The 11,311-nt window shown below is 42.6% G+C and carries 10 protein-coding genes and 1 pseudogene; 5 read left to right on the forward strand and 6 right to left on the reverse strand.

Annotated elements, in window-relative coordinates:
* Nucleotides 1–197: 197 nt before the first annotated feature.
* The 5 genes from ACM0OY_RS37675 to ACM0OY_RS37695 all read right to left on the reverse strand — a co-directional run bounded on the left by ACM0OY_RS37675 (nucleotide 198) and on the right by ACM0OY_RS37695 (nucleotide 3,426).
* A complete protein-coding gene (locus ACM0OY_RS37675) occupies nucleotides 198–890 on the reverse strand; it encodes a hypothetical protein (RefSeq protein WP_414573821.1) in 693 nt (230 codons plus the stop codon).
* A gap of 374 nt (nucleotides 891–1,264) precedes the next feature.
* Nucleotides 1,265–1,636 carry a hypothetical protein gene (locus ACM0OY_RS37680; protein WP_414573822.1) on the reverse strand — a complete coding sequence of 124 codons (372 nt, stop codon included), beginning with the start codon at nucleotides 1,634–1,636 and terminating at the stop codon, nucleotides 1,265–1,267.
* Between the two features lie 148 nt (nucleotides 1,637–1,784).
* Nucleotides 1,785–2,249 (reverse strand): hypothetical protein, encoded by a 465-nt coding sequence (locus tag ACM0OY_RS37685; RefSeq protein ID WP_414573823.1) that lies wholly within the window; start codon nucleotides 2,247–2,249, stop codon nucleotides 1,785–1,787.
* A 3-nt stretch (nucleotides 2,250–2,252) separates the two neighbouring features.
* Complete coding sequence (locus ACM0OY_RS37690; RefSeq protein WP_414573824.1) at nucleotides 2,253–3,287, reverse strand: tyrosine-type recombinase/integrase; 1,035 nt, start codon at nucleotides 3,285–3,287, stop codon at nucleotides 2,253–2,255.
* Nucleotides 3,277–3,426 (reverse strand): hypothetical protein, encoded by a 150-nt coding sequence (locus tag ACM0OY_RS37695; RefSeq protein ID WP_414573825.1) that lies wholly within the window; start codon nucleotides 3,424–3,426, stop codon nucleotides 3,277–3,279. The genes ACM0OY_RS37690 and ACM0OY_RS37695 overlap by 11 nt, the downstream gene beginning before the upstream one ends.
* 847 nt (nucleotides 3,427–4,273) lie before the next feature.
* On the opposite strand from ACM0OY_RS37695, the gene ACM0OY_RS37700 reads away from it, so the two are divergent.
* From ACM0OY_RS37700 to ACM0OY_RS37720, 5 genes and pseudogenes are all read left to right on the forward strand, one after another.
* Nucleotides 4,274–5,536 carry a thiamine pyrophosphate-dependent enzyme gene (locus tag ACM0OY_RS37700; RefSeq protein WP_414573826.1) on the forward strand — a complete coding sequence of 421 codons (1,263 nt, stop codon included), beginning with the start codon at nucleotides 4,274–4,276 and terminating at the stop codon, nucleotides 5,534–5,536.
* A 31-nt stretch (nucleotides 5,537–5,567) separates the two neighbouring features.
* Nucleotides 5,568–7,490: a M20/M25/M40 family metallo-hydrolase gene (locus ACM0OY_RS37705; RefSeq protein ID WP_414573827.1), complete on the forward strand. Its 1,923-nt coding sequence runs from the start codon at nucleotides 5,568–5,570 to the stop codon at nucleotides 7,488–7,490.
* Nucleotides 7,491–7,767: 277 nt separating this feature from the next.
* The gene (locus ACM0OY_RS37710; RefSeq protein ID WP_414573830.1) at nucleotides 7,768–8,658 is read left to right on the forward strand and encodes a M4 family metallopeptidase; all 891 of its coding nucleotides are present in this window, start codon (nucleotides 7,768–7,770) and stop codon (nucleotides 8,656–8,658) included.
* Nucleotides 8,659–8,676: 18 nt separating this feature from the next.
* Nucleotides 8,677–8,967 (forward strand): protealysin inhibitor emfourin, encoded by a 291-nt coding sequence (locus ACM0OY_RS37715; protein WP_414573828.1) that lies wholly within the window; start codon nucleotides 8,677–8,679, stop codon nucleotides 8,965–8,967.
* A gap of 729 nt (nucleotides 8,968–9,696) precedes the next feature.
* A pseudogene (locus tag ACM0OY_RS37720) lies at nucleotides 9,697–9,927 on the forward strand (IS1634 family transposase); the annotation flags it as partial.
* Between the two features lie 122 nt (nucleotides 9,928–10,049).
* Here the strand turns inward: ACM0OY_RS37720 and ACM0OY_RS37725 are convergent.
* The coding region (locus tag ACM0OY_RS37725; RefSeq protein ID WP_414573829.1) for a WD40 repeat domain-containing protein at nucleotides 10,050–11,311 on the reverse strand (1,262 nt) is incomplete at its 5' end.

Genomic DNA, 11,311 nt, shown 5'->3' on the forward strand with positions numbered 1-11,311 from the left:
GAAAGCCAGCCTTCGCTTTCATCCCTTTCAGGGATGAAAGCTCCTCTTTTATCGATCTCCCCTGTTGACCAAATCAATCAGTCCATTGAAAGATGATGCCGACCATTGGTCGGCAAAAATAAGCGCTAGCCCCCCATATCTTTAGTTTTGTAGCCAGGCGATTAATTACAACTGGCTCTGTTGAAAGATCGTGTGGGTTATTGTTCGTGCATCCAACATCCAGAAGAACTTTCTATTACCCAAATATTTTGGCTATTGTAAAAATCCCCACGTTGCTCTAATTTAAAGCCACCTAGCAATAATCCCAACCACACCTCCACCATCGGCATTTTCAACTTCTGTTGCAGTTTAGTTAGGGCAATTTCATCTTTTACTTGTGCAAGATACTGTGCGATCGCAGCAGTCCATTTTTGCACATCTTCATCGCTTGCTAAGTTACGAACATCTTCTAAAGTCGTCACTTCTTCTAGCATTGCTAGGACGTTCGCCTTGTCAACAGGCGCTGCCACTGAATCATTATTTTGGACAGTATTGGAAAACTGATGCGGCCCATGTGGTCTAAAGCTCTGTGGTGGCGGTTCTTCGATTAGATCATCCAATTCTAGGTGCATGGTTGTCCGCACCAAACCAGCAAAGATGTCGGTGCTGATTACTGGGCCGTCTGTATCGCTCTCGGCGCGTATATCCTCCAACAACAACTGGGCGCGGGTTTTGAGAATATCTGCTATTTGATAAAATGCGGCCGCGGCTGTTGTTAACTGTGCCTCTACAGGTAAACTCTCTAGCTCGGTGTCTAAACATTCCCACACTGCATCAAGTGTTGAGGTGGGTGGAGCTGAGGATACCTCATCTAAAAGTTCCCAGATGGTCAGCTGTCGGTATACAGTCATGCTGTGATTCTTTTACCCTGGTTTAACAATAACCTCCGAGCGGACAGGGAGCAACGCACAAAAGCTACTTTAAACAAGTCGGAAGTCGCAAGTCGCAAGTATAGTTTTGTAATGAGTATTTAGCGCTTTCGTCACGCTTAGGGTTTCCTCCGTAGACGCTTTGCGGCAAGACAGAGGCATCTGTTAGCGTAGCGATCTTCGACTGTGCGTAGCGTCACTTTGTAAGACAGACCCCACCACAAAACTGACTTATTTATTGAACCGGCAAGTTTTGTGTCGGGGTCTAAATCCCCGTCACAAAACTTACTTGCGACTTGCGACTTGCGACTTGTTTTAACTTATGCAGACGTTGCATTTGTTGCTAACTCACCATTTTAATTTTGCGGGTCAATCCTTGTTAACTGTATTAAGATAGCCCCAAGCTGGTTTAATGCAGCGTTAGTGCTTCGCTGGTGTTCCTCAAAGTTTCGCTGGTGTTGTTCAAAATTATGTTTTAATTCTTCGTGGCTATCACGCAGTTCTAACAATACATCATTTAAAATTGCATCCCTAGCCAATACAGAGTTAACATTACTGGTTAGCTCACTAACGTTATCAGTCAAGTTATCTACTTTATCAGTCAGGTTATCTACCTTGTCGGTTAGATTGTTTAGTTTGCTGGTTAAAGCTGCTATCGCTTCAGTATTCTGTATTGCCAGTAATTCAATCCGGTCTAGCCTACTTGGCTGGTCTGGTGTGCTGGTCATGATAATTTCTGTTAAGCAAGCTAATCACAATAATAAAAGTTGTATATAGCTTACAGTATAAGCTTTCTAGCTTAGAAGTTCGTTTATTTTAGAAATGCGTCGAGCGAGCAAGCGTAGCCTCTTACGCTATATGCTTGGTCAGTGGCTCTCATTCAGGGTGTAGGGGGCAGGGTCGCACTGGACAATGGCTTGGACTGACCTCAAACATATCTTTATACTGATACAGCGAAATATTGTATTCTTTAGCAAAGGCCTGTAACACCTTATCTGTGTAGGTACGTATCTTGCCTGCCGTTAGCCCAAAGCAGTGAATTGGCTCTAAACGGCAGATTGGCTTTTGCCCCAGCCATAACTCTGCCGACATAGCGTGCAATGGTTTATCTCCCGGTTCCTTATATAGATAAAGTACTGCAAAATAGTTAGCTGGTGGGTCAACGGCGATCGCCTCAATGTGCCCAGAATCATCTTTACTTTTGTTGCGGTAGAACGAACGGCGATTGTGACAAACCTTGGCATTCCAGCAGCCATCACCTTCTGGCCCATGAAGTACCTTAGCCTTAGCTGGGGGTAGCTTGGCGCATAGCTGGCATTTGGGATCAAGTGGCTTGGGCATTCCTCACTCCGCTTTGTCTTCCCCTATCGCACGATAGTAAGCAGCGATCGCCGCTTGTTGCTCGCCACGAAGTGTATATCGCCGAAAAGCTCTGTCACTATGATGTCCTGTTAACTTCCTTGCGTGAGCTGGATCAAGACCTAGTAATATTAAATCAGTAGCGTAAGTATGCCGAAACGAGTGCGGATGTAAATCTTCAATGCCTGCGATTTCTCCGATTTTCTCCACAGCAAAGTAAATGCCGTGGTAACTCAAGCGTTCGCCTTTAAATGAAGCATGGTGTGAAATCATCAACGGTGTCAGGCTATTCAATTGTTCCCCTGATTCAATACGCGATCGCAAATATTCTTGCAAAACTTCACGGCTTTCTTTCTTTAGTGGCACTAGGCGCGGTTCATTCGTTTTGGTATCTGGTAAAAATAGTAGCTTGCCATCAAATGACCCTACATTTAACTCGACAATTTCCCCTGCTCTCAACCCGTGGCTGAGAATGTGTACTAGTGCTGTATCCCTTTGTTTTGTTTCTCCCAGTAGCTCCAAAGCCCTCCACACCCGCTCCATCTCTTCTGGCGTTAGGCTTTGGGCTGGTGGCAATGGTACTTTTTCTAGTTTTATCCCCAGCGTTGGATTGGTAGCAATTATATCTGGATACGTGTAGCACATCCATTTAAAAAAGCTTTTAAGTGCAGCAACTCCCGCATTGATGCTACTTTTTGAAAGCGGTTTTTCTGCATCAGTTTTTACTTCATCCCTGAGATATTCTTTATACAATCCAAAGTGACGCGGGCGTAGCTCGTGATAGTGCAGTTGCGTCCATCCTAAGAATCTCTTTAGTTCGCGTTCGTAGAGCTTGCGGCTGTTGGGTGCGAGATTGTTGCTCCGTAAAAATTCCAGTACTTTTACAAGGCGAATATCAGTCGGCGCAGCTATTTTTGCTGGTCTATCCCTCGGTGTTCGCTGCTCCATACATACAGCTTCATCATTTAAGGGAATAAGTTTGATCTGTGGTAGGTTGTCAAACTGGGAGTTATTTGCCATATCGCGGCGATCGCTTGGAAGCACAGTGGAAGTAACACCCCAAATTGTATGCGGCTTCAGGTAGAATTTGCCCAAAGCAGAAGTTAAAAGTTGTCTGCCTCGTCACTAGATGTGTTTGTAAATCTTGCTGGTGAGGCATATCGTTTGAAATCTGGCGTTGCTGAATTGAGGGATGAATTAATTTATACAGTTAAGCATATCAGTTTTTGCCACAACAAACCCATTGATTGACCATTCTGAGGCTTGTACGCAAAGAACGAATTAATCTCCACCCGGCGCTTTTTGTAGCATGGTGCAAGGGCAAAGATAAAGGGGGGTTAGGGTGGGAATATAACAAAAAAAACGGGACTATATCATTCTGTGGGTTAGTATTTGAAACGATGCCTTGCGTAGTTTACCGACGCAAGGGCGTCGCTCAGAATTTTCAGTTTTGGATAATCGTCTAACTAAAGTTAGATAATAAATAGTCAAAAGTATAGTTTTTGTAAAAATGATACTCATTAAGAAATAGCGAGAAAAAAGCAAAGGGCTAGGCTTTCCTTATTCCTGAATAGGTGCTAAAGAAGCTAGCTATATTATTAAATTTATAAATACTTAACAGTTAATTATCAGCATAGCAATTACTCAAAAAATAAAGGTCAGTAATAGTTTGTAAAGAAGTTTATATAATTGGATTCGCTTTTATAGCATTCATATAATCTTGAAAATACTAGGAATTATCTATTGAGCGTGGCGACTACAGTTATTACAGACTTCAAGAAAGCACCTGATGAAATAGATCGTGTATTACGTACCTGCATAACAGAAAAGCGTCCTGTTTACCTTGAGGTGCGTAATAAGGTGTGGTCGCAACCATGTGATAAACCTGTAGATTCTGACGTACCTTTGAAGCCCTTACCATTACCACCTGAAATCGAGACTGATATAAATGAGATTGTAGACGTTGGTCGCAACCATGTGATAAACCTGTAGATTCTGACGTACCTTTGAAGCCCTTACCATTACCACCTGAAATCGAGACTGATATAAATGAGATTGTAGACGTTGCTGTAAGTGATGTTTTAAAAAGATTGCAAATAGCAAAACATCCAGTCATTTGGGGAGGTGAAGGATTACAGCGTTTTGGTTTGCAAGAACAGTTCAGTAAACTTGTTAGTCTCACTAGTCTCCCATATACAACTACCTTGCTTGGCAAATCGCTTATTTCTGAAAAAGAATTGAAGGAGCATTTTATTGGTGTTTACGATAGTAAATTTGCGCCAGAGAGCGTAAAAAAAGTAGTTGAGGGATCTGACTGTCTACTTGCTTTAGGGACAATCCTAAGTGACTTTTATGGAGCAATCGTTGGTCAATCATTTGAGAAAATGATTTTGGCCGCAGGTGGAGCAATCCGAATCGGACATTATCTCTATCCAAATATTCCATTAGATCGCTTTATGAATCGGCTTATTGAAGTTTTAGAACAGAAAATGTACTTGGAGCAGACATATACACCACCATTTGGGTTTGACCAGATTAGAGAACTTCGAGCGGCTCACTGGAGTAATACTGCTGATAAAAGGGTTAAAATGTCGGCTGCAAGTATACTAGCAGAATCCAGGAATCAACCTATTACTTGGGATTTGTTCTTTGAACAGATGCATCATTTCATTAACCAAGACATGGTGCTCCTGGTTGACACAAGCTTATGTTTATTTCCCTCAGCAGAATTGCCAATTGAACAGCGATCGCATTACATGGCACAAACCGCCTGGCTATCGATTGGTTTTATGGTCGGAGCCGCAGTAGGGGCAAGCATGGCCATACCAGAAAATGAGCGAGTGGTGGTCTTGACTGGTGACGGTGGTTTTCAAATGATTGCCCAGGCATTCTCGACTCTTGCCCGATATCAGAAACCAGCAATCATGTTTGTTTTCGACAATCAAATCTACGGCATTGAGCAATATCTTGTAGATCAGAGCTATTACCAGAATCAGCAAAGCAGTCCTACATTTTTCAACGAACTTGCACGATGGGATTACGTTAAACTCGCCGAAGCATTCGGTGGCAAAGGATTGCTAGTCAAGACAATGCAGGAATTGGAGCAGGCCTTAATCGCCGCTCAAGAACAAAAGGACAAACCAATATTAATTTCGGTGAGATTGGACTCTAGGGATCTGCCATCCGAAATTAGGGCAACTATAAATGCAGCAATGAGTGGTTTAACCGAGATTAGTGGCAACAAAATCGCACCGATTGGTTTTAACTAACAATCTTAGTGTAAAAGTAGAGAAATAAATCATGGATGCAAACACATCAGAGGTAATTTTCTTTGATATTGGCAACACTCTTGGATCTCCAAGAATTTCATCTAATGGCAGTCTTAGCACTTTAAATGTCTATAACTATGTACCAGATATACTTCAGCAACTACGTACAGATGGCAAACGACTTGGGGTAATATCAAACATTGGTAACGATACAGCCGAAAACGTCGAGAGAGTCCTTAAAGAGTCTCAAATCTTGACTTTTTTCCAGCCTGATTTGCTAGTTTATGGTTCTAAAGACTCTGCGGAAATTTTTAGACGTGCTGCTACTCAAGCTGGCTTATCTACCACACCTCAGCAGTGCTTGTTCGTTGGTGAGGATTCTAAAGAACGCGATTATGCAATGGCAGCTGGTTGGCGTGTGGTTCCTCATCCTCTTTTAGTTTCGGAAGTACTGAGTGGGCACCATTTAAGGTATATTCGGGTTACTATTCCTACAGAGGGTAGAGAAAATGAATGGCAATCTACTTTGAGAAATTTACCAATTGTTCCAATACATATAACAAGGAATACAAATACTCAAGTCTACGCGATCGCTTCTACTATTACTGCTCTAAGTCTCGACGATTTGGGATTTGAGGTAGAACGGCTGGGTGATTTGGATGCTCCTCTCAGAACGAATATGTATTTAATGCGAGATGATCGCCAGGTTCGCACAGGTTTTTTAGCTCCAGAAGGGCAAGCTGTCAGCTTTTTTAGCAAGTCAGAAGAATCAACATGGATACTGTCTTCTTCTCAAGAAGGTCTTTATGTTGCTTTTCCACCAGGGCATTCAATTGATGAATATCACTTTCAAGAAGCATATCATGGGCATAATCTCAAACTTATACCAAATTTGAGTCTACTTCAGCCGTTCGATGTTGATGCTAATCAACAACTAGCAAGTTTAGCTTCTAGTTTAGTGGGCGAACCAACTCTTAGCGAGCAAGAGTTGTCCAAGCTTGCCTCTCTCTCCTCGGAAACTATTCGTCAGTATTTAGCAAGATATAGCGGACTTGAGCCAATTGAATCTCACAATGGCGTAAAAATTCGGAGTCGTCATATCGACAGCGATGATAATGCAAAGGTAACAGATGCGCTTGTTCTCGATCTTGAGAACATTGGTGCTGGCGACTTTTTCGTGAACCTACATCCATTTGACCATCCTAACCCTGGTGAACGTCTAAAACTTCACAATGTGATAGCAGAATGGCAAGGTAGCAAAGGTGATGAAGAAGGAATAGTGATAATTAGCGCCCACCTCGACTCAACAGCTAACAAAGAGGCAAGCTACGATCCGGACACAGACCCAGCTCCGGGAGCTGATGATGATGGTAGTGGTGTTGCTGGAGTGCTTGCTATAGCCCAAACATTTAAAGAATTAGGTCAATTCAAAAAACCTAAAAGAACAATTCGTTTCGCACTTTTCAATGCTGAAGAGCAAGGTCTAATTGGGAGTCAGGAGTACGCCAGAGATCAAGCCCAAGCAATTACTCCTATTGTTGCTGTTTATCAAATGGATATGATTGGCTACCGAGAAAGTCACGATGATATTCCTCGACCGTTTGAGATTCATGTCGGACATCGAGTTTGTCCAGATGCCGAACAGCGATCTCTGCAACTAGCGCAGCAAATTCAAAAGTTAGTCGGACAAGTTTCTCCTAATCTGAAGACGCCGGAGATTTATCAGACCCCGGATGTTGCAGATAAGCGCAGCGACCACGCCAGTTTTCAACAAGTGGGATATGCAGCTTGTCTTCTGTCCGAAGATTTATTCCTTGGCCCTCCCCTGCCTCCAGTCTCAATAGTTAATAACCCCAACTACCATACAGCTCACGATCTCCAGGTCAATTTTGAATACGCTGCTGACATTGCCCGTTTAGTAGCAGCAGCAGCCTGGGTGACTGCTAATTCGTAGAGTTTTAGTTAATCAACGCTTCGAGGCTCTTGATAATTAAGTACTAAATAATGAAGGAGAATCTGACATGTGCGAACATAGAAACCCAATACAATGCATCGTTCCACCTTACATAGTTGAAAAAATGCTGGAATCAGAGGATGCCGAGACTCGTCAGGAAGCCTTAAAAAATCTCCGGCGTAGTTCTTACATTCGTAGGCTACGAGCGGACACTCAGGCAAGAAGCTCTCAGTTTGCTGCCTTTTCGGATATAGCAGTTGAAGCGCACAATGCACAAATGGTTCGGCAGGTCTTTGATTGCGAAAACCGGGAAATCGTACCTGGGAGGTTAGTACGATCAGAAGGCGAAGATTCAAAGGGTGATCCTGTTGTCGATCAAGTCTATGATGGAGCAGGGGATACCTGGACATATTACAAAGAGGTACACAGACGCAACTCCATTAACGACGGTGGCATGATCATCAAGTCCAACATTCATTACGGTAATCGAGTTGACAACGCTTTTTGGTTCCCAAATCCAGTAAAACAAATGGTATATGGTGATGGAAGCGGCACTATCTTCACTAACTTAACGGGTTCATTGGATGTAATTGGCCACGAATTAACCCACGGAGTCATCGAACACGAAGGTAACTGGGTCTATGAGTTTCAAAGTGGTGCCCTAAACGAGTCCTTTGCAGATGTGTTCGGGTCACTTGTTAAACAGTACAAGCTGAAACAGGATGTCAATACAGCAGACTGGTTGATCGGTGTGGAGGTGATGGCTCAGCCTAATGAAGAAAAGCCAATTTATGCACTCCGCTCTCTTAAGGAGCCTGGTAAGGCTTATCAAAACCATCCGGTTTTGGGGGACGATCCGCAACCCGCAACGATGGATAACTACAAGGATCTGCCAATATGGGAAGATAATGGTGGAGTCCATATTAATTCTGGTATACCCAACCATGCCTTTTACCTAGCAGCCATAAACTTTGGCGGATATGCTTGGCAAAAAGCAGGAGAGATCTGGTACCGGGCAATGCGTAGCAGTCAATTGCGTCCCACCTCCTCTACACCTATTAATTTTATCAAAGCTGCCGAGGCAACTATACAAATTGCCCGCGAGTTGTTTGGATCTGACGCAGAGAGAATAGTTGGAAAAGCTTGGAGTGAAGTACAAGTGATTTGAGAATTAAGGAGTGACCAAATGAGATTCCGGTTTCAGCTATCAGGCGGTCTCATCGGAAAATCTAAAAAATTGGATAAGGAAGCAGAAGAGTTTCCTAGTGAAGAGCTAGCAAAAATTCGAGAGCTTGTCCGTCAATCTGATTTCTTCAATATGCCCGAACCCCAGCGAAGCAATATTCCGGATGCTCATACTGCCATGATTCACATTGAGGATGAGGGGTGTTCTCGTACCATAGTTTGCACTCGTGAAACAGCCCCTCCAGCACTCAAGGAGTTAATCAAGGAATTAGAGAAATTTGCTTCTTACTAGCAGATTTGGTGAACACTATTATCCTTTAGCCATTCTTCGCATTCGCTCATTCAAATACCTATTATTCCCTGAAAACTGGTTGACGCAAAAACATCATTTCAACTTTTTACAAACTCGAATGCAAATTTGCAGACAAGCTCAGGAATTGAAGTTAAAAGGAGTAAGTAACAATGCTTACAGAAAAAATACTGGCCCAACCAACAATAGAAATGCGTTTGCTAGATAGCGCAGACAAACTAAAACAACTGTTGTCTGATGAGGAAATAACAACTCTAGAAAGATTACAAATCTCTGAAGTACTTGATTCTGTAATTAGCCAAAGATGGTTTGCTAATTGCGGAGGATGTGGAGGATGTCGTATATGTCGTGCATGTGGTGGATGTCGTATATGCCGTGCATGTGTTGCATGTGGTGGATGTCGTATATGCCGTCCAGATCTTAGGCCTAGTGCATGTCGTCCTTGCATACCTGGCAGTACCGGAACAGTTTTATATGTAATAGAGGTCACTGATGATGTTGAATTTGGATGCTAACTAAAACTGGAGATTTCAGATCTTGTGTCTGCTTTTCGTTCTGTCAAGAAATTTATTTCTTGACTAATAGCTCAAGTCAGATTTATCTAACTAGGACAATCAAGACTGAGGCAAAAATCGTCAACAAGCTGAATTTATCAGCTGCTCAGATGCCAAAAACGCTAAGAAATCGTAGGGTGGCCGCCGAGATACCCGTTTAGGGCAAAGGGCACTGCGTCAAGCTCTGGAGAAAGCAAAACAAACCATCAGTAATCAGTTGGGTAAACCGACTGCCACTCCTACTCTACGTTGGGTATTTCAGTGTTTCATGTCGATTCATCTAGTAACGATCGCCGATGTTAAACAGATTGCTAATCTTACCGATGAACGATGTTGGGTTCTCCAGTTTCTTGGTGTTCCTTGCCGAAAATATTATCTGCTTACCTAAGATACCTGCGGAATGTAAGATTTATACAACAACGCCTTAAAATTGTATTAATCAGTCTTACAAGCAGATTAAATCTTGTTGTAATCAAGGCTATATGGTCACACAACTATTGCGGACTCCTATCACTTCACATCATCACAAAGGTGGCGATTGGAATCATTTAAGTTCATTCCATTATTCGGATTTTGCAAATAAACACGTAGTTGATCGCACCCTTCTCTAAGCCAATAATCTAAATTATCTATATTATTTAAATTCCACAATTTCACTGTCTTGTCATCACTGGCATAAGCAAGTGTTTTGCCATCTGGGCTGAAGGCTACATCATTCATCTTAGCCTTATGCCCAGTAAAAGTTGTAATCAAAGTACCATCTGTGCGCCATAATTTTACAGTGTTATCCGAACTAGCGGAGGCAATCATCTTGCCATCTGGGCTGAAGGCTACACTCCAAATTGTATCTTCATGTCCAAGAAAAGTTTGAAGCAAAGTGCCATCTGTGCGCCAGAGTTTTACTGTCTTATCTCCGCTACCCGAAGCAATCATTTTGCCATCTGGGCTGAAAGCTACGCTATTAACTGAACTACGATGCCCAGGAAAAGTTTGAAGCAAAGTGCCATCAGTGCGCCAGAGTTTTACTGTCTTGTCTCCGCTACCTGAAGCAATCGTATTGCCATCTGGGCTAAAAGCTACAGCATAAACTAGATCTAGATATCGATTTACAGGAATATTTTTGAGTAAAGTACCATCTGTAAGCCACAATTTTACAGTGTTGTCCCAACTAGCAGAGGCAATCATCTTTCCATCCGGGCTAAAGGCTAGACCACAAATTGTATTTTCATGCCCATGAAAAGTTTTGAGCAAAGTGCCATCAGTACGCCAGAGTTTTACTGTCTTGTCCCCGCTACCCGAAGCAATCGTTTTGGCATCTGGGCTGAAAGCTACAGCATAAACTGAATTACTATGCCCATGAAAAGTTGTAAGCAAAGTGCCATCAGTACGCCAGAGTTTTACTGTCTTGTCCCCGCTACCCGAAGCAATCATTTTGCCATCAGGACTGAAAGCTACATCATAAGCTGAATTACTATGCCCAATAAAGTCAGTCACTAAAGTCTGATCAATACGCCACAGTTTTACAGTGTTATCCCAACTAGCAGAGGCAATAATCTTGCTATCTGGGCTAAAGCTAAGACCATTAATTGTATTTTTATGTCCCTCAAAGGTAGTAATTAAATTGCCATCTGTGCGCCATAATTTAATAGTAAAGTCTTGACTGCTAGAAGCAATTATCTTGCCATCTGTGCTGAAAGTGACATATTTAACCCAATCATTATGCCCAATAAAGGTGTGAATTAACCTACCATCTGTGCGCCATAATTTTACAG

Source organism: Nostoc sp. CCY 9925, from assembly GCF_963920935.1.
Lineage (GTDB): Bacteria > Cyanobacteriota > Cyanobacteriia > Cyanobacteriales > Nostocaceae > Nostoc.

Coding starts and splice junctions, on each gene's coding strand:
- ACM0OY_RS37675 (WP_414573821.1), bottom strand. CDS start 890: ATGACTGTATACCGACAGCTGACCATCTGGGAACTTTTAGATGAGGTA.
- ACM0OY_RS37690 (WP_414573824.1), bottom strand. CDS start 3,287: ATGGCAAATAACTCCCAGTTTGACAACCTACCACAGATCAAACTTATT.
- ACM0OY_RS37710 (WP_414573830.1), top strand. CDS start 7,768: ATGGTTCGGCAGGTCTTTGATTGCGAAAACCGGGAAATCGTACCTGGG.
- ACM0OY_RS37705 (WP_414573827.1), top strand. CDS start 5,568: ATGGATGCAAACACATCAGAGGTAATTTTCTTTGATATTGGCAACACT.
- ACM0OY_RS37685 (WP_414573823.1), bottom strand. CDS start 2,249: ATGCCCAAGCCACTTGATCCCAAATGCCAGCTATGCGCCAAGCTACCC.
- ACM0OY_RS37695 (WP_414573825.1), bottom strand. CDS start 3,426: ATGCCTCACCAGCAAGATTTACAAACACATCTAGTGACGAGGCAGACA.
- ACM0OY_RS37680 (WP_414573822.1), bottom strand. CDS start 1,636: ATGACCAGCACACCAGACCAGCCAAGTAGGCTAGACCGGATTGAATTA.
- ACM0OY_RS37715 (WP_414573828.1), top strand. CDS start 8,677: ATGAGATTCCGGTTTCAGCTATCAGGCGGTCTCATCGGAAAATCTAAA.